Here is a 25,050-nt window from a genome sequence, read left to right on the forward strand (position 1 = left end):
ATGCCAAAAAAAAAGAAGGGCAAGCCCTTCTTTTTTCCGTAATTACTTCTTGTTAACGTTAGTAGCTTGAGGTCCACGGTTACCTTGTTCTACTTCGAAAGTAACTTCTTGACCTTCTTCTAAAGTTTTGAAGCCTTCGCCTTGGATAGCTGAGAAATGAACGAATACGTCTTCTCCGCCTTCAACTTCGATGAATCCGAAACCTTTTTCTGAGTTAAACCATTTTACTTTACCGTTTTGCATTTAAAAAATCCTCCTACAATGTACCTATATGTACATATTCATTTTCAACCACTTTACAAAAATAAGTCAGACATTAAAAAAACTGCAACTCTGAGGAGATTTAACATTGCTATCCTCCTCGGAAGTTACAGCTCATTTAAATCTCTATATTATTAAAAGTAAAATGGTTTAAATATAATATATCATATCAATATAATAAAAGCAAAGTTTTTTTACTATACTATTTTTTTCTTCCATTGCATTGCTTTTGATTCACCTGACCCAGCTACAACATAGCCTTCTTTTTCGTTCACGATGCGCCAACCATGCCCTTTAACTGAGTCACATACTGTAACAATTCCTTCTTCTAAAAGTACACGACAAACCGTACTAATCCCCGCCTTATTTTGCGTTGACGTTGTATATAGCACATGTTGATCTACACTTAAGTCTAAATAGCTACTTGCTTTCTGCTCACTTTGACATGTGTGCCAATATGTTTTTTCACTCTCTATACTTTCATCTATTTTACAAAAAGAAATATTACCGCTAATCCCCTTGCATGATCCACTTGCTGCTACTAAATAAGAATTGTGTAAATTCAACGCTGAAATCATCTGATTCATCACAATTTTAATCCTCTTTAATTTACGTGTCTCCAAATTAAAGAGCCAAACACCACCATATTTAGCATGTATTTTCGTACCGATAAATAAGTAATGTTTGTATAAAAATAACGATCGAATAGACGGTGCCCCACCACCATACTCAAGAAATGGATGAATGGTTTCCCATGTCGAACCAAAATCATTAGAATGATACAATGTTTTATCTCCATGGGCAATGACAGTTCCTTGTACATTACTACACACATTCCAACTCGTTGCTTTTGTTGGAAAACGCTGAACCGTCCAGTTCTCTCCACCATTCATACTACGAATAAAAATTCCTTCGTCGCCTACACCATACACTACATTACCTTCGCTATGTAAATCCCTAATTCGTTTTTGAAAACCATTTAATATCGGTTTCCATTCTCCGTCTTGTTCAATAAATAAGCCATTATATGTAGTAGCTAACATAAGCTTTCCATCTCTTAACTTTGTAATAGCGGTCGCACTTAACATTGTCTCCACGTTGACACTCCCATTCTTAGAACTTCTCAGCAAATGCAATTGCAAAATTACTGCACTTTTCAACATCCTCTTCATCTTCTGGAGCTAGTTCAATTTTCAATCCTTCTTGTACAAGCTCTGCACCGCGCTCTACAAGGCGTTCTTCAAATATCGTTACCGCTTCACAAAACAGTTCATACGCCGTATCACCTGATCCGAATACCGCTGCTTTCTTCCCTGATAAATCTATATTTTCTAAGTCATCATGGAAATCTTCCGCTTCAAATGGTAATTCCCCATCTCCCCACGTATAAGACCCTAAAATGATTCCATCATAAGCTAATAATTCTTCAGCATCCATGCCTTCCATTTCTTGCAATACTACTTCATGATCAAAGGCATCTAAACTAACTTTAATTAAATCAGCAATACTCTCTGTATTTCCTGACATACTTGCATAAGCTATTAAAATTTTTGCCACTTTGGCATCCCCCTCTAACAATAAATGATTATCATTCTCATTATATTAATAATGAGAATCAATTTCAATTATTTTTTTCTTCTATTTACATTTCACATCTGACTATTTATATTTCATTTTAAACATCTACATTCATATTCAACTATTGCCAAATCTCTCTTCAAACCTTATTGTATTATCATCATTTCACATTACTTATTTCAAATAAAAATGTGTGTGTATCATGCTCAATCATTATTCAACTGTTCACTTTACAGAAAGAGGAGTCCTTATGATGAGAAAGTATTTTATTAGATTTTTAAAAGCCATCTCCCTTTTAACAATATTCCTACTAATAGGAGCTGCTATTATTTTATTCGGTACTTCATACGGTCATAATTTACGTGTTATCGCAGCCGAGAGCATTTTAACTTCTCAGCATCCACAATATGCAAAATTCACGTTATTGTCTGATAAAGAATTAAATGATATTTCTCAATCCATCACAAATCCAAAATGGAAAAATAGTGAATTTTTAACTTCTAAACTTTCAAAAAAAGAGTTAGAAAGACAAAAAGATTTGCCACTAGATGTTTCTATTGAAACAATAAAGAAAAAATATAATGATCATTTTTTCGAAGGGAAATTAATGACAATTAGTAATCCATTCAACGTAAAACTTGTTACCCAGCAAGGTTCAGAAGGTAAAGACGTCGGAGAAAAAATATACGTAATGGCAAAGCGAAACCATGCAGTTGCCGCTGTCAATGCCAGTGGTTTTTGGGATGAAACCGGGCATGGTGGTGGTAAAACCGGAATCGGTATTGTTATTGAAAACGGTAAAGTTATAAACACGCCGAAAGATATTAATACCCCTACTCTCATCAGTGGACTTACAAAATATGGACAAATGGTTTCTGGGGAATTTTCTGCTAGCCAATTGTTAAATAAAAATGTTGTTTCCGCTGCTGGATTTATGCCTCAGCTAATTGTAAATGGAGAAAAAATGATTACAAATGATGGTGGTTGGGGATATGGTCCTCGAAGCATTATGGCTCAGAAAAAAGATGGCTCGATTATGTTTTTCGTCATTGATGGTAGACAACCTCACAGCATTGGTGCTTCCTTGAGAGATTGTCAAGATATTCTTTATGAAAAAGGTGCTGTCAATGCGATGGCAATGGACGGGGGATCATCCGCAACATTATATGCAATGGGAGATATTTTAAATATCCCTTCCACCTTATCTCATAAATCACGCTATTTACCAAACGCATGGGTAGTTACAGCGAACCCTAAGCAACAAGTTCATGTAACAATAGACGGTAATTCTGCGAGCTCTCAAAAAATTTCTGCATTAACAAATACGACCGCTATAGCTACCAACAAATAAAAAAAGCACAGATGACTATACAATCATCTGTGCTTTTTTATTACTTTTTAAAAATACCAAACGGCTTTCCAACTGGTAAAACAACTTTTCCAAAGTGTGTGTTTAACACTGCTGCTGCTGAACCATAGAAAGATAATAATGAAATAAGAAGTTCAGAATATGCTGCTAAATTATGCATTGCATGCGGCATAACACCTAAAGTACTTAATGAAAGACCAATAAATAAGAAATCAATAAGGACGAAAATCATAAATAATACTTTATGTGTTTCCATTGCACCAATTGTCATAAAGATTGTGAAAATCAAATATCCGATAAAGGCTACACCAAGCTGTTTTGAATCTGCAGCTTGTGCTAATTTTTCGCCAAATACTCCAAGTTGAATTAACCAAGTCATTCCAACGCCTAGCCAAAATAGGCCATAAGCACCGAAAGCTGTTGTACCGAATGTATTGTTATGCTTTGCATCGTGAATGCAAGCAAAGATTTGTGCAAATCCTCCTAAAAAGATTGCCCACGGTAATACGAGTGAAACACCATCTGTTAAGCCTAACTTTTGAGATGATGCTACAAGTGTTACCATCGCTAATCCAAATAGACCAATTCCAGATGGATCTGCTGTTGTCATTTTTACATGATGTGTAGTTGTTTGATTGCTCATATAAACCTCCTGATTATAAACATACTCGAATACAATACTTAAATCAGAAGACTATGTCAATGGTTTTTTTTGTATGTTGTCAGACCTTATATTTTATAATGATTGAATATATTTCCAACCACTTCATACGGTTTTATATTCACTTTTTCCAACTCGTATATCGGCAACCATAAAGGAATATAACTCCCTCTATCTTTCAGTTCGAATTCTTTAGCTTTACCACTACCGAAAACCCCACCTATAATATGGGCATTAAAATAATACTCCGTCCCTTTCAACTCGACCTCCGTAATCAGATGCCCCACTTTTATATGTACACCTAACTCTTCATAAGCTTCCCGCTTCGTTGCTTCTTCAGGTGTTTCTCCTTCTTCAATTCCTCCGCCCGGAAAAACATAATATGTTTCCCCTTCTCGAATACGTTTTATAAGAGCGATTTTTCCTTCCTGCACAATGATCGCCACACCGCGATTTCTTATCATTTTATTACCTCAATACCAATCGCAACTGTTCCCCAATTTTTTTCTTGTTCTTTCGTATATATTTCATATGTATTTTCTAACATTTCCTCTAAACTATCATTTTCACAATCCAATAATTTTTTATCAATTTGTTCGTACATAGCTTTAAAGCTCTCGTATCGCTTTATTTCCGTTACTTTTACCGTCATCATTTGTTTTGTCGTAAGATTCGTAAATACAATTTCATCGCCTTTGTTTATTAGTTGACGTTTTTTATCATATAAGCGCACTTCATACACTTTTTTTCCTGATTGAATTGACTGAAAAGGTTTAGTATATAATCCCATTTCATATCTCATACATTCCACTCCCATTTATTCATTTTACCTATTAACACTGGTCACCTTACTACACCTTGCATATAATATTCCACGCTTATTGCTTGATTGAGAAAGAAGGTTGAAGAATCATGTTATATTTAAATCAAAAACCTGAATATAGTAAGTATGATATCGGTGATTATACTTATAGTAAAGTAGGTCCAACTATTTTTTCTTGGAATGATGAGACGAAATTAAAAATAGGTAAGTTTTGTTCATTAGGAGAAAACGTTATTTTCATACTTGGCGGAGAACATCGCGCGGACTGGATAACAACTTACCCATTTAATGCACTTTTTGATGAAGGAGCACATATTACTGGTCACCCTTCTTCAAAAGGTGATATCGTAGTTGGTAATGATGTATGGATCGGTTATCAATCCTGCATTTTATCTGGTGTTACAATCGGTAACGGTGCCATTATTGGTGCAAAAAGTGTTGTTACAAAAGACGTCCCTCCATATGCAATTGTGGCTGGTAATCCAGCAAAATTTATTCGATATCGTTTCCCGCAAGAAACAATTGACAAACTAGAGAATCTCGCATGGTGGGACTGGGACATTTCTGTTATAAAAGGAGCCATTCCATTACTACTCTCCGACAAAATCGACGAATTTTTCACCTCGCCCGAAAAAGACCCTATATGATTAATGCAGAAAGAGCATCCTTCTCTTACAGGATGCTCTTTCTGCATTTATTTTTTCTTTATTTGCAAGTGATCACACGGAGAACATTGAAAAGGAATTTTCCCTAAGCAATTAAAATTCGTTTCGCAAATTTGTTCAATTGTTGGAACGAATGGAATGACAACTATGTTACTTTCTACTATTTGTGTAACAGGTGGCAATACTGTACCTACTTGATGTTCGAAACGAATACTCGCTTGATTAATATAATTTCCTGAACCACTTGGCGCGCTCTGAACTACTACTTGGAACGAAACCGTCCGTGCTTCACCTGGATTTAAATTTCCTATAAGAAATCCTGATACTGGATTTACATTTGGCACTGGCGTATTATCAACCGTTACACTTCCAAGGACAAATCGGACACTACTATCTAACATATCTTGAAAACGAATAGTTTGCATGACAGTATCGCCCGTATTTGTAATAACTGTCGTAAACGTAATAACATCACCTATTGTTGCTACCTGTAAATCTGCCGTTTTTACGACTGTTGTTGAGACATTTTGAGATATAAACGGGATAACAACTGTATTGCTATCACCTTCAACTACTACTGGCGGCTCATTCGGATTTACAATTGCGAGCCCATTTGCTATAGCAGTATTTGTAACTAAATTATTTATTTGTCCTCCTGTTATTACAACTTGGAAATTTATAATTGCAGCATCATTTGGCTGAAAATCACCTAACGGAATACCGGTATTCGGATTAGCAAACGGAAAAGGTACATCATTTACCGTTACCGTGCCATTTATAAATAACGTATTTGGATCAATGATGTCTGTTAAAACAATATTCGTTACTGGAACTGTACTATCATTTATAACAGCAATTCCGTAAGTGACAACATCTCCTACCATTGCTACTTCAAAGTTTGCTCCTTTTGCAACAAATAAAATTGCAGTATTTACCGTTACTATAACTGTATTACTCGTGTCCATCACTGTAACTGGCGGTTCCCCTGGTACTAAAATATATTCTGCTGATGCCCCAGCAACGTTTACTACTGTACCACCATCTGGAAAACTTGTAATTGTAGCTTCATATGTTACAATCACCGTCTCACCGATCGGAATGTCTGGTATCGTAAATCCGGCCTGTGGATTTACCCCTGGCTGCGGAACTCCATTAATTGTTACACTATTTGGTACAAAAACAGCTTCTGGAGATAGTACATCGATAAATTGAACATTCATTGCATCAGCAGTACCAGTATTTAATATACGAACAGTATACGTTACCGTTTCTCCTAATCCAACAATTGGATGGTCTACTTCCTTTTGCATATCTAAACTGCCTCTATTTACTGGTGTGACTGTCGTATTACTTGAATTCGTCATTGTAAACGGAGGTTCTCCTGGAATCAATTCGAAATCACCCGTTACTCTCGCTGTATTCATAATGCTACTAGAAGGCGGAACCGCAATTACATTTACTTCAAATGTAATTAGTACGCTATCTCCTACTGCAAGATCTGGTAACGAAAAGCCTACAAATGGCTCTAAACCTACTTGCGGAATTCCATTTATTTGTACACTTCCAGGAACGAATTCTAAACTAGGTGATGGAACATCAATAAACTGAACATTCGTCGCTGTTACCGTTCCCGTATTTGTAACTTGCACACTATACGTTAACGTATCTCCTAATCGCGTTGCTTGTTTATTTACTGTTTTTATTATATTGAAGCGCCCTCTATTCACCCTCGTTATTGTCGTATTACTTGGCTGATTTACTATAACTGGTGGCTCTCCTGGCACTAAAGTAAAGCTTCCTGTTATATTTGCAACGTTCGTAATTGTTCCTGATGACGGTATGCTTGTAACTGTCGCTTGAAACGTCACTATAACTGTTTCACCAACTGGGATATCTCCAACTCCAAATCCAGTAATCGGATTTAAGTTTGGTTGCGGGGCTCCATTTATCGTTACACTATTTGCTACAAATGACGCACCTGTTGAAATCGTATCAGTAAACTGAACATTGTTAGCTGTTACTGTTCCTGTATTCGTTATTTGTACTGTATACGTCAATATATCTCCCACTAGAGTAGCGGCTCTATTTACTTGTTTAATAACATTAAAGCGTCCTCTATTTACAGTTGTGAGTGTTGTATTACTTGGCTGATTTACTATAACTGGTGGTTCTCCTGGTACTAATACAAAGCTACCTGTTACATTTGCCGTATTGGCAATTGTTCCGTTTGATGGAACACTAACAACGGTTACTTGGAATGTGACTTCTACACTTTCTCCTGGATTTATATCTGGAAGCGGGAATCCATTATTCAGATTGAATCCAGGTTGTAACACACCGTCTATCATTACACTGTTCGGCACGAATGCTATAGAGGAAGGTAGTACATCATTATATTGAACATTTGTTGCTGGCACTGTCCCTGTATTTTGAACTACTGTTGTATATGTGATTGTATCGCCTACCGCAACAACCGGCTGACTTACTGATTTTAAAACATTTAAACCAGATTCATTTATTTCTGTTAATGTCGTGTTACTTGTCGTTGTTTCCGTAATAGGCGGCTCTGTTTCACTTACTGCAAATGTAGCTGTAACGTCTACAAAGTTAACAACTGTCCCACCTTCTGGTATGATTTTTACCTTCTCTTGGTATGTGACACGTACAAAATCACCTACAGGTATATTTGGAACTGTAAAACCACTAAAAGGATCTAATCCTGGTGCCGGTACCCCATTTATGCTCACACTTCCTGGTACAAATTCTACACCCGCGGAAGTAGTATCGATAAATTGAACATTCGTCGCTGCCACTGTTCCAAAATTAAAGATAAATACATTATAAGTTAAAATTTCTCCTACAGTTGCTACTTCTTTATCTACTATTTTCAATGGGAAAATAAACGCTATATTAATTGTCGTAACGACCAAATTTGTTAATATCGTTTCCGTAATCGGTGGTTCCTGCGGATTTGGTTGTGAAGTAAATGTAACATCTGCATCATTTAATATGACTTCATTATCTGGAATTTCTGTAATCGTCACTTGGAACTTTACCTCAATACTTCCACCATTAATTAATAATGGAGTAACTGTAAATCCTATTTCTGGATTAAATCCAAGTTGCTGCACCCCACCTATCGTTACACTATCTTCTACAAATGTCGTTCCTTCTGGTATGACATCTTGGAAGAACACATCTGTAACTGGTATAATTCCTACGTTTGAAATGAGCACGGTATACGTTAATACATCCCCAACCGCTCCAGTTGCAACGTCAACTGTTTTAGTTGCTGTTACTTCACCAGGAGGAGGTAACGGTATTGTAACTACCGTTGTATTACTTGAATTCGTTGTTGTTACAGGTGGTTGTAAAGGATTTAATAAGAAAGTAGCTGTAGCAGACGCTGTGTTTAGAACTGCCCCAAGCGTTGATGGTGCAACAACTATCACTTGAAACGTTACTGTCAATGATGTACCAGCCACAATATTAGGAAGCGTGAAACCTATATTCGGATCGAATCCAGGTTGAGGCGTTCCATTTATCGTTACACTATTTGCTACAAATGTTGTTTCTGGAGCAATTGGATCAAGGAATGAGACATTCGTTGCTGTTACTGTACCGTTATTTCGAATGACAACAGAATATGTGTAAGTTTCTCCAAGTGCTGCTTGTTGTACAGATGCAGATTTTTGTATATTTAATTGTGCTGTGTTTACTTGCGTCACTACAAAATTACTATTTGTAATAGTCGTTATTGGAGGGTTTGCTGGATTTATAAGAAAACTTGCAGTAACGTTCGATTGGTTTCGAACATTTCCACCGCTCGGAATACTCTTCACTGTAACTTGAAACGTAATCGTGGCCGTTTGTCCGACCGGAATATTTGGTACTGAGAATCCTGCCATAGGATCCGCACCTTGCTGAACGACTCCATTTATCGTCACACTATTTGCTACAAACGCAGTCCCAGGCGGAATCGGATCTTGAAAAATAATATTTGTTGCAGGAACAGTTCCTGTATTTTGAATAAGAATCGTATACGTTAACGTATCACCTACGCCCGCTTGTGGCGTATTTACACTCTTCATCACATTAATTGAACCTACATTTACTCGTGTCACAACAATATTACTAATCGTTACAATTGTAACTGGCGGCTGGAGAGGACTTACTTGGAAATCCGCAGTTACATTCGCGTTATTCGGAAGAACCCTATTTGGTGGTACACTCGTGATTGTCACTTGAAAAGCAACTGTTACCATCCCTCCTACTGGAATATTAGCAAGTGGAAATCCAGTTGTTGGGCTTAAACCTGGTTGAGGTGTTCCATTTATTGTTACACTATTTGCTACAAATGTTGTTCCAGAAGGAATCGGATCAAGGAATGATACACTTGTTGCTGCTACTGTTCCACTATTTTGTATACGAACTGTATACGTTAACTTATCTCCTACTCCTGCTTCAGTAGCGCTTACACTTTTCATTACATTTAACCCTGAAGAATTCACGACTGTCATAACAGTATTACTTGGTACCGTTACAGTAATCGGTGGCTCTATTGGATTTACAAGGAAATCTCCAGTGACATTCGCATTATTTACAACATTATTTCCTGGGGGAATTTCATCAATTAACACTTCAAACGTAACAATTACATTCGCGCCAGTAGGCAAATCATTTAATGGGAATCCAAGTTCTGGATCTGCCCCTTCTTGTAAAACACCATTAACAAATACACTGTTTTCAATAAATAATGTCCCTTGTGGAATTGAATCTTGGAAAAATACATTTGTAGCTGGTACACTACCTGCATTTATGATTTCAATTGTATATACTAAAACATCCCCTACCGTTGCAACATCCGTATTCACTGATTTCACAACTTCAAAATTGCCTGATTGTACAGTTGTATTCACAACATTACTCGGAACATTGATCGTTACTGGCGGTTCGCTCGGATTCACTTGAAAACTGGCTGTTACATTTGCTTGATTTAAAATATCTTCATTTTCTGGATCCTGTACAATTAATACGTCAAATGTGACTACAACTGTTTGAGCCGCAGGAATATTGGGAAGAGAAAATCCTGTATTCGGATTCAATCCACTTTGCGATACTCCATTAATTGTTACAGAATTTGCAACAAATGAAACAGCAGTAGAAATAGGGTCTTGGAAAAATACATTTGTTAGCGGAACATTCCCTGTATTTTGAACGGCAATCGTGTATGTTAAAGTATCCCCCACTGCCGCTTGAGCGGTATTTACTTCTTTTATTACATTTAAACCGCCTGTATTAACTTGTGTCACAACTGTATTCGTTTGTCTATTAATCGTTATCGGTGGCTGATTCGGAATAACGACGAAATTAGCAGATACATTTCCACGATTCGCAATCGTACCTCCTGATGGCGTAGATGTTACTCGTACTTGAAATGTAACTGTCCTAGTCCCACCTGGAGATATGTTAGCAACTGTAAACCCAGTTGCCGGATTTGCCCCAGGTTGCGAAATTCCATCTACAGTTACACTATTTGTGATAAAAGTCGTTCCAGTTGGGATTGGATCTTGAAAAATAACATTCGTCGCAAGTACATTTCCTGTATTTTGAATTGTTACCGTGTACGTAAGAACGTCGTTAACCGTTGCAAAAGCTTTATCCACTGTTTTTCTCGTTGTTATATCAGCTATATTAATTGTAGTAACTACAGTATTACTTGTCGCTTGCCCTGAAACTGGTTGTTGACCAGGCACTGGAGTAAAGTTAAATGTTACACTCGCACGGTTTGGAATTGGATTGACAAGAGGGTTTGATGTTACTCGAACTTGAAAGCGCACTACAGTCGTTTGCGATGCATTAATACTTCCTAGATTAATACTACTTGCTGGATTTGCTCCTGGACGTGCTATCCCATTTACCGTAACACTATTTGGAACAAATGTTGTGCCAGCAGGGATACTATCAACAAAAATAACATTGTTTGCAGTAACATTTCCATTATTCGTCACATTAACCGTGTATGTTAATACATCATTAAGTGTTGCTGTCTGTAAATCTACAGATTTTTGCATACTTATAGTTGCTTGATTCACTGTCGTTTGTACTGTATTTGAAGAAGACGTACTTGTAATAGGTGGACTACCGACGAAAGGACGGAATTGATAGGACGCCATTGCGCGATTTGGAATAGGATTTGGGTTCGGGAATGATGTTATTCGAACTTGAAATGTAACAATTCTTTGCGTGTTATTTGGGATTGTTCCTAAATTAATTCCATTAGCAGGGTTTGCACTCGGCTGTGTTACTCCACCTACCGTTACACTACCAGCTATAAATGTTGTGCCGTTCGGAATACTATCTTGTAATACAACGTTGTCCGCACTTCCTGTTCCTGTATTCGGAACTGTAATCGTATAAGTGAGAATATCTCCTATACCTGCAACTGCTTTATCAACAGATTTGACAGGATTTATAATCGGTCCCGTCGCATCAATTTGAACACCAAAACCAGCCGCTGCATAACCATCACCATTTGTAACGAACCGAACGGTTGCTGACGTTTGATTATTTACTAATGATGATGAAGCATCTACGTTTGTAATATCCCACCCTTGTCTTCGAACAGCCAAAGCTATCCCTAATGGCTGATTCAAATCTCCAAACGTTCCGGTTGTATCTAATTCCCCAAAGTCATTACAAATTTGAGATTGAAAGAAATTATTTGCCGGATTTCTCGGTCCGAATAATGCAACTGTAGCATTTGGGTTTGGTCCAAAGCGAAGTTGATCTCCAGAAATGTTGGAATCTCCCTCTTGAACAGTTACGAGCACTCTTCCTGTAACAACTCCTGTAGCTGGAGTAGCAAATCCTGAAATAGTAGCATCAACTGGCGGGGATGAAGCCTCAATAATTTCTTGTCCTGCATACACTGATAAATTCCTTAGTGGTAAACTCGCATTTTGATAAACTACCTCAAGCGTCCAGCCAACTGAACGACTAATTGTTGAATCAGCTGATGTTCTTGCTGCAGGCACAGCACCTGTTGTATATGTGCCGGCCCCAGCCGCACTAACAAGGTTCGTTACATTAGCAGAGCGACTATAATAAAACTGCTTCCCTACTGAACCTTGCTGCGCAGTTGCTGGGTCTGGTGCAACAGAAAATGTTCCCACTGGTGTTGTAAAGGTGATATCATCATTTAAAAACGCAGTAACATCCTCCGTATCAGTCCGGTATGTGCCAGCCCACACAAGTTCTGCGTATAAGACGCTACTTCCTGCTGGAAGATTCAAAATTGCACTTGAAGAATTTAATGGCCAATCATTCGTCGTTCCTGCTGGGAATCCAGGTACTTGAAGTGATGTATTCACCGTTGTGAATACATCAATCGTACCAAAGTTATTACCTGGTGCAGGTGATGTCGGACTTAGTCCTAACGTGTTCCCAGTGAACGTGACGGCACCAGTTACTGTTGTCGTAAAGCGATTCATAAAAGGCACACAATCATCTCATTTCATTTATAGTAAAAAGTGCTCTATACTATAAAATGTAGACAAACTATACAATGTACGTTGTCCAACAAAATTCCGCACATGTGAGAGGAGTTTATAAAACTATGCGCTACGTTATCATAACAGGAACTTCACAAGGTTTAGGTGAGGCTATTGCCACACAATTGTTAGAAAAAAATACAACTGTCATCTCTATTTCTAGAAGAGAAAATAAAGAGCTTACGAAACTCGCAGAACAATATAATAGCAATTGTGTTTTCCACTCCTTAGATCTTCAAGATGTACATAATTTAGAAACGAACTTTAACAAAATCATTTCATCTATTCAAGAAGACAGTGTATCTTCTATTCATTTAATTAATAATGCGGGTACGGTTGCTCCTATGAAGCCAATTGAAAAAGCAGAAAGTGAACAATTCATTACGAACGTTCACATTAATTTACTTGCACCTATGGTTCTCACCTCCACTTTCATGAAACATACGAAAGAATGGAAAGTAGATAAACGTGTTATAAACATCTCTTCTGGTGCAGGAAAAAACCCTTACTTTGGCTGGGGCGCTTATTGTACAACGAAAGCTGGCGTAAATATGTTTACACAGTGCGTAGCAACCGAAGAAGCAGAAAAAGAATATCCAGTAAAAATCGTCTCTTTTGCACCCGGTGTTGTTGATACAAATATGCAAGCACAAATTCGCGAAACAAATAAAGAAGACTTCACAAATTTAGATCGATTCATCGCATTAAAAGAAGAAGGAAAGCTATTATCACCCGAATACGTTGCGAAAGCTATTCGTAACTTACTAGAAGCCGAAGACTTCCCTCAAGGCGAGGTTATTAGAATTGATGAATAACAAAAAGGCGTGCTATTTTAGCACGCCTTTTTGTTCTACTTCTCTAAAAATATAAGCACAGACTCCGCAATTTGCTCATAACCAATTTCTTGATAAATTTTATTCGATGTCGGATTCGCTAGATCAGTATATAACGTAGTCGTATTGTACCCTTCATCTAACATACGTTGACTAAGTGCCGCTACACAATTAGATGCGTATCCCTTTTTCCTTCCTTCTTTATGCGTATATACGAAATTAACTGTTATATTATTTTTGGTTGGACGTGTTTTTGCTGCTACAGAAACAAGTTTTCCGTCTACTTCTAGACCAAATAAACGATGATTAATGATTAATGTCTGTGCCGTTTGTTTTGCTTCTTCTTTCGTAGTAGGAAGATTCACATCTTTGCAAAATTGATATATCCATTTTTCTATTAATGGTATCTCATCACTATTTATTTCTCGAAAGGCTCCATCTCCGTTCCACTTTTTCTTCACTTGTTTTAATTCATATATACCTTGCTCCATTACAACATTCGCTTTCTTATTTTCTAACACCGCAATCTCTTCCGCTAACTTCTGTACAACTTTCTTATTACCAATTAATCCAGGAATATCCGGATATATTTTCGTTAACTCTGTTGCAAGCTCCTTGATAGCTACTCCCGAAATTTCAGAAGTTGCAACAATGATTTGTTTCTTCTCTTCTGTTTGAAGAAATACAACTGCAATTTCTTCTCCTTGTTTTGCTATCCCCATAAATATCGGTTGCCGGACCATTTGTAATACGCCTAATATGAGATTATTTTCCTGCTCATTCTTTTCTAGAAATGATGTAACCTCTTCTTTAAAATTAACAATCTCTTCATATACATGCAATTGAATCATCGACAATCTCTTCCCTCTATTTATAGTTTTATTAAGGTATTGGCGATTAATTCACTAGATTCCTCTTTTACGATTCAATAATATTTGAAGCTAACGTATTCAAATTATTTTCAGCTTGTAAAATTCTCTGTTTTTCCTTTTCAAATACCTCTTCTTCTTGTCGAAATGACTCTTTTCGATTGTTAATCATGCGCTCCATTTCTTTTTTACTCGGCCCACCGTATACATTTCTTTTTTGTATAAAAGCTTCTGGCGATATAATTTCTTTCCACTCTTTTTCTAATAAAGTTATATTAAATTTTTCTTGTAAGTACATATTCACATCTTTCAAATGTAATTCATGAAGCTCCTTTTTCTGCTCCAATGACATACTTGCAATAACACTTGCTGCATGATGCGCATGCCGGAATGGAATTTCATAGTTTTTTGTTAAAACATCTGCGAAATCAGTTATCGTAATTGCATGTTTATAGGAACGATTTTTCAACGTTTCTTCCGCTACTTTCATCGTTCGAATAACTGCATTCATAATAGAAAAAACACGAATAGCCTTTTCAATCCCTTTATATAAATACGGCTGCAAATCATCCTCTGTATCAACAATATCACCAAACGGTGTATTATGAATTATTTGAAATACTGTAAATGATTCCCCTAAAGCACTACTGGTAATTGCACGGGCGTGCTCAATTGAAACTGGATTTCGCTTTTGCGGCATAATACTACTAATCTGTACATATGGCTTTGCAACAGTAATACCATCATATTCTTTCGTCGCTAATAGTAAGAAGTCATGAATCCATCTACTCATATTCGTCATCATTACCATAAGTAACGAGCTAACCTCTAATAAATAATCCGCTCCAGCGACAGCATCATATGAGTTCTCAATTACATTAGTAAATCCAAGTAAATCTGCAACTCGCTCTCGTTTAATTGGGAAACTTGTTGTAGAAAGCGCAGCGGCTCCCATTGGGGACTGATTTAAAAGTTTGTACGTTTTTTTCATGCGTTCTAAATCTCTCTGCATCGTATCATAAATCGCTAACGCATAATGACCAAATGTTGTTGGCTGTGCTGGTTGTGTATGTGTATACGCTGGCATAATCGTTCCCTTATGATCAGCAGCAAGTTCCAATATACTCTCTTGCAATAACAAATGATGTTCCATTAATCGTAATACATATCGTCTTAAACTCATGCGATACATCGTTACACCCATATCATTTCTACTTCTACCAATATGCATATTACTTACAAAATCGCTTTTCGCTTCTTGAGAAATTAAATGTTCCACTAAAAAAAAGAGATCTTCATGCTGCTCTGTATAAAGCAATTGCTCTTTTGGCATTCCCTCTACCTTTTTTAATGCGTGTAATATAACTTTAGCTTCTCCCTTTTTCATTAAATTTTCTTCCGTCAGCATCGCAATATGCGCTTTATGCACTTGAAACATATCATTCAATAAGTAATTTCGCTGAAATTCAAATACATGTTGTAATACACAATCTACATATGTTTTCCCAGGGAAATTAGCGCCTTCACCCTTTATAAACTCTTCTTTACTTTGTTTCATCACCTTTTCCCCTCTCACCTAAGTATTACTACCCATCATACCCAGAGATAGGAAAAAAGTGCTTGTATACAAAAGTAAACTCGATGCAGAAAGCACCGAGTTTACTTAATAAAAGTCGCATCATACTTATCACTTTGCAACACTTGGAAATGTAAGTTCGCTAAATGTTTTCGTATTTCTGCACTGTCGTCCTCATTTAAATTATTTGCTAAGAACACAATTTCTGTACAGTTCCCGCGTTTATCCATCGCATAAACTGCTTTTGTAACTGTCCATGGCGTATAACCATTTTTTTGCCCTGCATGTCTAAATGTTTTACGATATTTCTTAGCGCTCATATCTGTTTCAACGATATTCGCCCATACTTTTTCTTCTGCTTCTGTCAGGCCACCTTTATGATTTGCCTTTTGAAGCAGTACCATATAATCGTTTGCAGAAGCAGCTGGCAATCGATCTGACCAAATTTTATCATAACGTTCCTCTAAATAAAGTGGAATTTCCTTCTGTAATAATGGCCCTTTCTTTTTTAAGCGTTCATGAATAATCATTGCATATTCACGATATTGCTCTTGAGACATTTCTTTTAACTTTTTCTCTATTTTATATTTCGGAACATGTAATTCTTTATGCAAATATCCTGGAATGTATAAAGATGAAACGATTGGAAATAGCGGCTGATGTGCTGGAAGCGATAAACTTTGTAAATTCCGATTAATATTATCTAATCCTAACACTTCCATTAAATATTCAGCATTCGCATTCGAACTAAACTTAACCATTCCTTTTGCCACTTCTTCTAAAGAAACCGCTCCTTCAGTTATCTTGCCTGTCTTCTCCAAATATCTTTGCCATCTATCTTGCGCACCACCATCTGTATTCGGTACATAATACCGATTCACGTCATTAATGGAAACAAAACTAGACGAATCAATTTTCCCTTCCGTAACTTGTTTCGTATATTCAAGCGCCACAATTAATTTCATTGTACTAGCAACTGGCAATACAACGTTAGGATTGACAGAATAAACAACTTTATCATTTCTCTTTACTAGAAGCGCACTATTTTTTTCATCTTTATGTTCTTCAATAAAGGATGCGATATACTGTGCATCATCATTATTTGAACTCCACACTTTTTTCACTAAAAAGTTACCCGATATTAGCAAAATGAAAATACCCACAATCACTGCGCATACTATAGTTTTTTTCAAGTAAAATTCCTCTCCTATTGTGTAACTCGTCTCTATCTATCTCTTACAAACAAAATAATGGAGATGATTATTTTAGTAATCATCTCCATTATTTTAACTTGTATTCTCCCATTATGTCTACGTCATAATTTTAACGAAATCTTCGAGGAATTTTTTATAATGTAACGACCAACCAATTCGCACCCAATTTTTTAATGCTTTTGAGTCAGGTTGAGGCCGGAAATCAGCAATACTCTCTCCTTTTGCAATTCCAACTGTATCTACATCGACTCGGCGATATACATAATCCAAAAGGGACGGATTTGCTGCAACCATCATTGTAACGACGTCATGTACTGGACTACCTGTTATTTTCGGGTTTAACTTTTTATATGCTTTATAATAATACGTAAATATCGGCTCGATCAACTTATTAAAACTCGTTTTAGAGTGTTTTGTAATATATTTTACCATTTCCGGCGTAATAATAGCTTCAGATGTAACGTTAAGTGGCACTAATGTCACATTCTTAGCATTTTGCATCACTAATTGTGACGCAATGGGATCACCATGAAAATTCGCCTCTGCGACTGGTGTCACATTTCCAGGCATTAAAAAAGCACCGCCCATTATATAATATTCTTTCACATACTTCATCATCGGCTTTTCTAAAATAAATGCTGTCGCTAGTGTCGTTGACCTACCTGCATCAACTATAATTAATTCTCCTTTATACTTTTCAAGAATATCAAAAAAAGCACAAAAAGGTTTTATATTTGGTGAAAAAGTTTTTGGAGGTTTAATTGGTCCTAAACCGTCTGCCCCATGAATTTCTGGATAATACGTTGTAACATCTCCGGATAAAGGGATTTTTGCACCATTAATAACAGGTATATCTTCTCGCCCTGCCATTTGCAATAAATATGCTGCATTACTCGTTGCCTTTTCCTGTGTTACATTTCCATATCCCGTTACAACACCAACAATATCAATATCAGGATGCATAATTCCATACATGATGGCTAAAGAGTCATCAATTCCCGGGTCTCCCAAAAATAACACTTTTTTCATCGACCTCAACTCCATCCCCTCAATTGTTATTAATTTATGAATAGTCATAGATATACAGAATAAAAAAGAACAAATTCATACGAAAAAACGCAGTCCTATAAAGACTACGTTCTTCCTCTAACCTATACTTTTTTTTTCATAGCACTCATACTTCCAATGATGTAAGCGATACACGCAAAACAAATCGGGAAGACAACTGTATGTATACCGAACGGATTCGGATAGAAAAGATGGATACACATATATGAGCTTACCCCAACTAAAATAGAGGCAAGCGCTCCTGTTGCATTTCCTTTTCTCCAATATAACCCTAATACGATCGGCCAAATGAATGCTGCTTCTAATCCACCGAAAGAAAATAAATTTAACCATATTAAAAAATCTGGTGGTTTAATTGCTGCTGCATAAACGAGCAGTCCTACGATAGCAGTAATCCATAAACTTCCTTTTCTAATCGTACTATCTGCTGCATCTTTATTTATGTAATTTACGTATATATCTTTAATGATTGATGAACTTACAAGTAGCAATAACGAGTTTACTGTAGACATAATGGCTGCCATTGGTGCAGCTAAGAAAACACCGGCTAACCAAGGTGGTAACACTTCCATCGCGAGTAGCGGCATGACTTTATCCGGTACCGTTATACCCGGAAGTACAACTCGTGCAAATACACCTGTTAAATGCATACCAATCATAATTGTACCTACAACAACTGTTCCAATTATTAATGCTTGATGCATCGCTTTTGAATTTTTATAAGACATGGCACGCACACTAATTTGCGGTAAACCAACAACGCCAATTCCAATTAAAATCCAAAATGATGTCACGTATGATTTTGTTAAACTACCATCTGCTCCGAATGGTGTAATTAAATTCGGATTGATTTGAACAAGTTCCTGCATAATCTTTTCAATTCCACCACCGGCAACGACAGTAGCGATTAAAATGATTGTCGTTCCAACTAACATAATGATACCTAATAACGTATCTGATAAAGCAACTGCACGAAATCCACCAATTAATACGTAAACAAGTACAGAAAAAGTAAATAAAAATAGTGCTGTTGTATAAGAGAGACCCGTTAGTGACTCAATTAATCGGCCACCGCCGACCCACTGAGCTACTGTTGCTGAAAATAAAAAGATAATAATACATAACGCAGAAAGTATGACAACTGCTTTATTATTGTATCTTCCCTTTAAATAATCGATAAGAGTAATAGCTTCCATCTTCCTAGCAATAATGGCAAACTTTTTACCGATAACCGTTAAAACGATATACCCTGTTACAACTTGAATCGCAGATAACAATACCCATCCAAGCCCCATATTATATGCTATACCAGGGCCACCAATGAAGCTACTAGCACTACCGTACGTAGCAATCATTGTCATTGCTAATAATAAACCACCGAGCTCACGCCCACCTAAAAAATATTCTTGCAAAAATTTATTATGAGCAGTCGCTTGTACACGTCTTGAAGCATATACACCAATTAAAAATACAACGATAAACGAAATTATCATTGGAATGATTACATACCAATTCATCTATTATTCCTCACTTTTTTCTTCCTCATCGAGTGAAATATCTTGAAATACAAAACGAACAACTAAACTAAGTAAAATAACCATAACGATAAATCCAACGATACAGCTATAAAAAAACCATGCTGGAAAACCAAATACATATGTATATTCACTTGGATTTTTACTACCAAGCCCATAAGCAAATCCGTACCATATTATAAAATTGATAATAGCAAGTCCAAGACCAATTAACGCTTCTCTATGGGCGATTCGAAAGCGTGGATCATCATGATAATTCTTCATTTTTCTCCCTCCTCTCACGATGTATTATTGTACCACTGTTCTTCTAGTTTTTCCTACTAGAAAGCAAAAACAAGCAGGATTTTTTATAATCATATAGAAGATTCTCTTACATTACATATTTTTTACAATTGTAACACAAATGAAATTTGAATTTTCAGTATTTGTTAATTATGATTTTAATTAGAGGCTTTCCATCTAGTTCCTACATCCTTGATTTCGGAATAAACGCCGTCTCGTACTGCGTTTAATTATATTTTCAAGGGGGTTATACAATGAGTCAACTAGCTGTAAATCTTCATGAAAAGGTAGAGAAATTTCTTCAAGGTACAAAAAAGTTATATGTGAATGGATCATTCGTTGAAAGCGCTTCCGGAAAAACATTTAACACACCTAATCCAGCAACTGGCGAAACACTTGCCGTCGTTTCTGAAGCTGGTCGCGAAGATATTCATAAAGCTGTAGTTGCAGCTCGCATGGCTTTTGACGAAGGTCCTTGGTCTCGCATGAGCACTGCTGAGCGAAGCCGGCTTATGTACAAGTTAGCTGATTTAATGGAAGAACATAAAGAAGAGCTTGCACAACTTGAAACGTTAGATAACGGAAAGCCAATCCGTGAAACAATGGCAGCAGACATACCACTCGCAATTGAACATATGCGCTATTATGCCGGCTGGGCGACGAAAATCGTTGGTCAAACAATCCCTGTTTCCGGTGATTACTTTAACTATACACGCCATGAAGCTGTTGGTGTCGTTGGTCAAATTATCCCTTGGAACTTCCCACTTCTTATGGCAATGTGGAAAATGGGAGCAGCGCTTGCTACAGGATGTACAATCGTTTTAAAACCTGCAGAACAAACTCCACTATCCGCTCTATACTTAGCTGAATTAATTGAAGAAGCTGGATTCCCGAAAGGTGTTATTAATATCGTTCCTGGATTCGGTGAATCAGCTGGACAAGCTCTTGTTAATCATCCACTCGTTGATAAAATTGCATTTACTGGTTCTACTCCAGTCGGTAAGCAAATTATGCGCCAAGCATCTGAAACATTAAAGCGCGTTACACTTGAGTTAGGCGGTAAATCACCAAATATCATCCTGCCAGATGCTGATTTATCTCGCGCGATTCCTGGTGCACTTTCTGGTGTTATGTTTAACCAAGGACAAGTATGCTCTGCTGGATCACGTTTATTTGTTCCGAAGAAAATGTATGATAATGTCATGGCTGACCTTGTCCTTTATTCTAAAAAATTAAATCAAGGTGCTGGATTAAGTCCAGAAACTACAATTGGTCCTCTCGTTTCTGAAGAACAGCAAAAACGTGTAATGGGCTACATTGAAAAAGGAATTGAAGAAGGTGCTGAAGTACTTTGCGGAGGAAGTAATCCATTCGATCAAGGCTACTTCGTTTCCCCTACTGTATTCGCTGACGTTAATGATGAAATGACAATCGCAAAAGAAGAAATTTTCGGTCCAGTTATTTCTGCAATACCATTTAACGATATTGATGAAGTAATTGAACGTGCAAATAAATCACAATTCGGCTTAGCAGCTGGTGTGTGGACAGAAAATGTTAAAACAGCACACTACGTTGCAAGTAAAGTACGTGCTGGTACAGTATGGGTAAACTGTTATAACGTCTTTGATGCAGCATCTCCATTTGGAGGATTTAAACAATCCGGTCTTGGTCGTGAAATGGGATCTTATGCATTAAATAACTATACAGAAGTGAAGAGCGTTTGGCTTAACTTAAATTAAGGAGAAAGAACCTGACCTATCCGGTCAGGTTCTTTTCATTATGTATTCCTTTAAACTTGCAGTCCTCCGCTCACATTTAATACTTCTCCTGTAATATAGGATGCGTATTCTGATGCTAAAAAGGCTGCTGCGTTCGCAATATCTTCTGGCGTTCCAATTCTACCAACTGGAATCGCGCCAACCATCTTTTCTTTCACTTTATCTGGTATCGTTTTTGTCATATCTGTATCCATAAATCCTGGACAAATTGCATTACACGTAATACCGAAACTTCCAACTTCTTTCGCTGCCGTTTTCGTTAAACCTACAACGCCTGCCTTCGTAGCTGCATAATTCGCTTGACCTATGTTTCCTTCTCTACTAATTGAAGATATATTAATAATGCGTCCATACCCTTGTTGTCTCATGTAAAGAAGCGCTGGTTGCATACAATAAAAAACACCAGTTAAGTTCACTTGTAATACTTGTTCCCAAGCAGACTTCTCCATTTTATGTAACATTGCATCTCTTGTAATGCCAGCATTGTTCACCAAAATATGTAATGTACCGAATTTTTGAACCGCATATTCAATTAACGATTTCGCTTCATTTTGATTACTCACATCACATCGATATGAGCACACTTCATATCCTTCGTCCGATAACTCACGTGTCGTTTTTTGTAGCTCCTCTTCATTTACATCGCTAATTAATACTTTCGCCCCTAGCTTTGCATAAACCCTTGCAATCTCTTTTCCAATTCCCTGTGCAGCTCCTGTTACAACAGCTGTTTTCCCATTTAAAAACTCCATTCCTATCCCCCATTTCTATTACTTATACTGTATATTTCGGCTTTTTACTTTCCAATTCCTCTTTGTATAAAAAAGTCTATTTGTGTCAAACTAACTTTGCAACGTCGCATAAAGTGCAAGGAGATTGTGTCGAATGAACAAAAAAAATTTCAAACAAAACAAAGCTACTGATGGCATTGATGTAGAGTTCTCTCGTGAACTTGCTGACCACAATGACTTAGAAGCAAACGCACGTGCAAATGCCGCTGATGCACGTCAAAAACGCCAGTCAACTGAAAAATAAGGAAAGCACAACCTTATTCTTTTCAACAGGGACCTACTACCCAACAAAATAAACCGAGAGATATCTCTCGGTTTATTTTCTATATTTTTTTATATAATGTGCCAAAGTAAGTAGTGGATATATATGAGCATAGCTATGGTAACGAATATAAAACCCTCCTGGTAAACCTGTTCCAGTAGGATATTTTTCATTCACATAAGGATTCGCAAGCAAATATGAAATACCCTTTCGAATAACTGGCGTCTCTATATCATAGTAAGAAATGAGAGCATCTAACGCCCATGCTGTTTGGGATGGTGTACTAAATGGTAAAGTAACGAACCTTTTCTCCACACTACTGTGGCATGATTCTCCCCATCCACCATCTTCATGCTGTATATGTTCAAGCCATAAAGCTGCTCGTTTTAATGATGGATTACTAGATGGAATTCCGAATGACCGTAATCCTGTCATAACAGCCCACGTACCATATATATAACAAATCCCCCATTTCCCATACCATGATCCATTCTCCTCTTGTACATTCATTAACCAATTTATCGCACTTTGTTTTTGTTTCTCAGGTAATTCATTTTGCGCATATGTCCCGAAAAACTCTAACACCCTCCCTGTAATATCTGGTGTAGAAGGATCTGTAATCATATCGCTTGCATTTTCGATTGGTAAATTTGCTAATATATTGCTCGTCACACCTTTTTCAAAAGCTCCCCAGCCCCCATCATTATTTTGTAATCCTTTAACCCAATCAATCCCTTTCTGCCAAGCATTATTTACCTTTTCATTCTCTCTACTTCTTGCCAACACTCTTAGTACAGCTGTTGTATCGTCAACATCTGGAACTGTCGTATTTACATCTGAAAAACCCCAACCACCTGGAATAAGCGCCGGAGCATGTACGCTCCAATCAGCTTTTTTTGTATGCTGTTTTTTTAATAAATATGCTGTTGCATTTTGAAGCATTTTATTATCTTTCGGAACGCGGGCCTCTTGTAACGCATAGCTGAGTAAAGCTGTATCCCATACGGTTGAAGGAGAGTTTTGCAAGTGACCCCCTCTTTCCATCTTCCATATATAAGATGTTATCCCAGCTATAGCCTTTTGAATCAGTGATGATTGAGGAGAATGCCCTAACGCAAGTAAAGCATAAATCATATAAAACGAGGCAGTTGCGTAACTATATAACGTTCCATTTTCATCAATACGCTCTTTCATAAAACGTTCGACTTCCTCATATCCTTTATGATGTAACGAAAGTGGGTACGAGATAATTTGTTTTACATCACTTAATAACGTTTGAAACAACGGAGACCGATCCTCCCGAAACCATTCTCCGCCCCCGCCCGCAATGTGATTTAAATTTGGCAATAACTTTTTCCCTACTCGAAATCTTTTATTTAAACACACCATCATCGGAATTAAATGGATACGTGCTGAGCTACTCAATTCAAATATACTGAGGGGGGAATCATTCTGTAGAAACATGATTGGTGTTGGTAAATGAAAGAGTGAAGGATATTCATATTCTCCATGAATTGCTAATAAAAACTTCGTCATAAAATGAGCACGCGCCACGCCTCCGCGTTCCTTAATAAAATTTTCCGCTCGCTTCATGTTCGCATCTTCTTTTGTATATTTTTTCGATGCAAGTAAGGCGGCATAAGATTGAATGGTAGCTGATAAATTACCTCCCACTTCATCTTCATACAATTTCCATGTTCCTTCATTTGTTTGAAGTGATGCTAATCTTTTTACAAACGGTTCTATCTCTTTATCTCTACCTAATAATTTTAATAAAAAAATCATATGGCAATCTGTTAATGGAGCTCCTTCAAAACAAAATTGCCACGTACCATCTTGCCGTTGCATCGTTTGAAGTGCAGTTGCTCTTCTCGCTATTTCTTCATGCGCTTTTTCATATAATAACAAGTTACTCACCCACCCTTTCGAAAT

The 25,050-nt window shown here is 37.1% G+C and carries 20 protein-coding genes; 5 read left to right on the top strand and 15 right to left on the bottom strand.

From position 1 onward, the window contains the following. Positions 1 to 42: 42 nt before the first annotated feature. From cspB to EKQ63_RS18605, 3 genes are all read right to left on the bottom strand, one after another. Positions 43 to 243, bottom strand: a complete 201-nt coding sequence (cspB, locus tag EKQ63_RS18595) for a cold shock-like protein CspB (RefSeq protein WP_001179150.1) — start codon at positions 241 to 243, stop codon at positions 43 to 45. 215 nt (positions 244 to 458) lie between these two features. After that, positions 459 to 1,358, bottom strand: coding sequence for a WD40/YVTN/BNR-like repeat-containing protein (locus EKQ63_RS18600; protein ID WP_061183438.1), 900 nt, complete (start codon positions 1,356 to 1,358; stop codon positions 459 to 461). 16 nt (positions 1,359 to 1,374) lie between these two features. Continuing rightward, positions 1,375 to 1,818, bottom strand: coding sequence for a flavodoxin (locus tag EKQ63_RS18605; RefSeq protein WP_001062754.1), 444 nt, complete (start codon positions 1,816 to 1,818; stop codon positions 1,375 to 1,377). A 274-nt stretch (positions 1,819 to 2,092) separates the two neighbouring features. On the opposite strand from EKQ63_RS18605, the gene EKQ63_RS18610 reads away from it, so the two are divergent. After that, positions 2,093 to 3,190: a phosphodiester glycosidase family protein gene (locus tag EKQ63_RS18610; RefSeq protein ID WP_061183480.1), complete on the top strand. Its 1,098-nt coding sequence runs from the start codon at positions 2,093 to 2,095 to the stop codon at positions 3,188 to 3,190. A 40-nt stretch (positions 3,191 to 3,230) separates the two neighbouring features. Here the strand turns inward: EKQ63_RS18610 and EKQ63_RS18615 are convergent, their stop codons facing one another. From EKQ63_RS18615 to EKQ63_RS18625, 3 genes are all read right to left on the bottom strand, one after another. After that, positions 3,231 to 3,851 carry an acetate uptake transporter gene (locus tag EKQ63_RS18615; RefSeq protein WP_000070938.1) on the bottom strand — a complete coding sequence of 207 codons (621 nt, stop codon included), beginning with the start codon at positions 3,849 to 3,851 and terminating at the stop codon, positions 3,231 to 3,233. An 86-nt stretch (positions 3,852 to 3,937) separates the two neighbouring features. After that, positions 3,938 to 4,333 (bottom strand): NUDIX hydrolase, encoded by a 396-nt coding sequence (locus EKQ63_RS18620; RefSeq protein ID WP_087954675.1) that lies wholly within the window; start codon positions 4,331 to 4,333, stop codon positions 3,938 to 3,940. Continuing rightward, positions 4,330 to 4,671 (bottom strand): ASCH domain-containing protein, encoded by a 342-nt coding sequence (locus tag EKQ63_RS18625; protein WP_087954674.1) that lies wholly within the window; start codon positions 4,669 to 4,671, stop codon positions 4,330 to 4,332. Before EKQ63_RS18625 ends, EKQ63_RS18620 begins: the two co-directional genes overlap by 4 nt. A 110-nt stretch (positions 4,672 to 4,781) precedes the next feature. Between EKQ63_RS18625 and EKQ63_RS18630 the strand changes: the two genes are divergently transcribed. After that, positions 4,782 to 5,339 (top strand): CatB-related O-acetyltransferase, encoded by a 558-nt coding sequence (locus EKQ63_RS18630; protein ID WP_143881398.1) that lies wholly within the window; start codon positions 4,782 to 4,784, stop codon positions 5,337 to 5,339. 47 nt (positions 5,340 to 5,386) lie between these two features. On the opposite strand, the gene EKQ63_RS18635 is transcribed toward EKQ63_RS18630, so the two are convergent. After that, positions 5,387 to 12,859: a DUF7507 domain-containing protein gene (locus EKQ63_RS18635; protein WP_143881399.1), complete on the bottom strand. Its 7,473-nt coding sequence runs from the start codon at positions 12,857 to 12,859 to the stop codon at positions 5,387 to 5,389. 116 nt (positions 12,860 to 12,975) lie between these two features. On the opposite strand from EKQ63_RS18635, the gene EKQ63_RS18640 reads away from it, so the two are divergent. Then, a complete protein-coding gene (locus EKQ63_RS18640) occupies positions 12,976 to 13,725 on the top strand; it encodes a (S)-benzoin forming benzil reductase (RefSeq protein WP_087954671.1) in 750 nt (249 codons plus the stop codon). A 35-nt stretch (positions 13,726 to 13,760) separates the two neighbouring features. Here the strand turns inward: EKQ63_RS18640 and EKQ63_RS18645 are convergent, their stop codons facing one another. The 6 genes from EKQ63_RS18645 to EKQ63_RS18670 form a co-directional block, all read right to left on the bottom strand. Then, positions 13,761 to 14,594, bottom strand: coding sequence for a GNAT family N-acetyltransferase (locus EKQ63_RS18645; protein WP_143881400.1), 834 nt, complete (start codon positions 14,592 to 14,594; stop codon positions 13,761 to 13,763). Positions 14,595 to 14,661: 67 nt separating this feature from the next. Beyond that, the gene (gene argH / locus EKQ63_RS18650; RefSeq protein ID WP_143881401.1) at positions 14,662 to 16,170 is read right to left on the bottom strand and encodes an argininosuccinate lyase; all 1,509 of its coding nucleotides are present in this window, start codon (positions 16,168 to 16,170) and stop codon (positions 14,662 to 14,664) included. Between the two features lie 101 nt (positions 16,171 to 16,271). After that, on the bottom strand, positions 16,272 to 17,381 hold the full coding sequence (locus EKQ63_RS18655) for a serine hydrolase (RefSeq protein ID WP_087954668.1): 1,110 nt from the start codon (positions 17,379 to 17,381) through the stop codon (positions 16,272 to 16,274). Between the two features lie 117 nt (positions 17,382 to 17,498). After that, a complete protein-coding gene (locus EKQ63_RS18660) occupies positions 17,499 to 18,431 on the bottom strand; it encodes a nucleoside hydrolase (RefSeq protein ID WP_087954667.1) in 933 nt (310 codons plus the stop codon). 122 nt (positions 18,432 to 18,553) lie between these two features. Further along, a complete protein-coding gene (panF, locus tag EKQ63_RS18665) occupies positions 18,554 to 19,987 on the bottom strand; it encodes a sodium/pantothenate symporter (protein ID WP_143881402.1) in 1,434 nt (477 codons plus the stop codon). Between the two features lie 3 nt (positions 19,988 to 19,990). Then, positions 19,991 to 20,269, bottom strand: a complete 279-nt coding sequence (locus EKQ63_RS18670) for a YhdT family protein (RefSeq protein WP_000800722.1) — start codon at positions 20,267 to 20,269, stop codon at positions 19,991 to 19,993. Positions 20,270 to 20,541: 272 nt separating this feature from the next. Between EKQ63_RS18670 and dhaS the strand changes: the two genes are divergently transcribed. Beyond that, positions 20,542 to 22,026, top strand: a complete 1,485-nt coding sequence (gene dhaS / locus EKQ63_RS18675; RefSeq protein WP_000080304.1) for an aldehyde dehydrogenase DhaS — start codon at positions 20,542 to 20,544, stop codon at positions 22,024 to 22,026. Between the two features lie 50 nt (positions 22,027 to 22,076). Here dhaS and fabG read toward each other — a convergent pair whose 3' ends face one another. Further along, positions 22,077 to 22,817 carry a 3-oxoacyl-ACP reductase FabG gene (gene fabG / locus EKQ63_RS18680; RefSeq protein WP_143881403.1) on the bottom strand — a complete coding sequence of 247 codons (741 nt, stop codon included), beginning with the start codon at positions 22,815 to 22,817 and terminating at the stop codon, positions 22,077 to 22,079. A 133-nt stretch (positions 22,818 to 22,950) separates the two neighbouring features. On the opposite strand from fabG, the gene EKQ63_RS18685 reads away from it, so the two are divergent. Continuing rightward, complete coding sequence (locus EKQ63_RS18685) at positions 22,951 to 23,100, top strand: YfhD family protein (protein ID WP_001035808.1); 150 nt, start codon at positions 22,951 to 22,953, stop codon at positions 23,098 to 23,100. 72 nt (positions 23,101 to 23,172) lie between these two features. On the opposite strand, the gene EKQ63_RS18690 is transcribed toward EKQ63_RS18685, so the two are convergent. Further along, positions 23,173 to 25,026, bottom strand: a complete 1,854-nt coding sequence (locus EKQ63_RS18690; protein WP_143881404.1) for a terpene cyclase/mutase family protein — start codon at positions 25,024 to 25,026, stop codon at positions 23,173 to 23,175. Positions 25,027 to 25,050: the final 24 nt, after the last annotated feature.

This window comes from Bacillus sp. BD59S, assembly GCF_007363175.1.
In the GTDB taxonomy this organism is placed as follows: Bacteria; Bacillota; Bacilli; order Bacillales; family Bacillaceae_G; genus Bacillus_A; species Bacillus_A pacificus.

Coding starts and splice junctions, on each gene's coding strand:
- cspB (WP_001179150.1), bottom strand. CDS start 243: ATGCAAAACGGTAAAGTAAAATGGTTTAACTCAGAAAAAGGTTTCGGA.
- EKQ63_RS18610 (WP_061183480.1), top strand. CDS start 2,093: ATGAGAAAGTATTTTATTAGATTTTTAAAAGCCATCTCCCTTTTAACA.
- EKQ63_RS18615 (WP_000070938.1), bottom strand. CDS start 3,851: ATGAGCAATCAAACAACTACACATCATGTAAAAATGACAACAGCAGAT.
- EKQ63_RS18620 (WP_087954675.1), bottom strand. CDS start 4,333: ATGATAAGAAATCGCGGTGTGGCGATCATTGTGCAGGAAGGAAAAATC.
- EKQ63_RS18625 (WP_087954674.1), bottom strand. CDS start 4,671: ATGAGATATGAAATGGGATTATATACTAAACCTTTTCAGTCAATTCAA.
- EKQ63_RS18630 (WP_143881398.1), top strand. CDS start 4,782: ATGTTATATTTAAATCAAAAACCTGAATATAGTAAGTATGATATCGGT.
- EKQ63_RS18640 (WP_087954671.1), top strand. CDS start 12,976: ATGCGCTACGTTATCATAACAGGAACTTCACAAGGTTTAGGTGAGGCT.
- EKQ63_RS18645 (WP_143881400.1), bottom strand. CDS start 14,594: ATGATTCAATTGCATGTATATGAAGAGATTGTTAATTTTAAAGAAGAG.
- argH (WP_143881401.1), bottom strand. CDS start 16,170: ATGAAACAAAGTAAAGAAGAGTTTATAAAGGGTGAAGGCGCTAATTTC.
- EKQ63_RS18660 (WP_087954667.1), bottom strand. CDS start 18,431: ATGAAAAAAGTGTTATTTTTGGGAGACCCGGGAATTGATGACTCTTTA.
- panF (WP_143881402.1), bottom strand. CDS start 19,987: ATGAATTGGTATGTAATCATTCCAATGATAATTTCGTTTATCGTTGTA.
- EKQ63_RS18670 (WP_000800722.1), bottom strand. CDS start 20,269: ATGAAGAATTATCATGATGATCCACGCTTTCGAATCGCCCATAGAGAA.
- dhaS (WP_000080304.1), top strand. CDS start 20,542: ATGAGTCAACTAGCTGTAAATCTTCATGAAAAGGTAGAGAAATTTCTT.
- fabG (WP_143881403.1), bottom strand. CDS start 22,817: ATGGAGTTTTTAAATGGGAAAACAGCTGTTGTAACAGGAGCTGCACAG.
- EKQ63_RS18685 (WP_001035808.1), top strand. CDS start 22,951: ATGAACAAAAAAAATTTCAAACAAAACAAAGCTACTGATGGCATTGAT.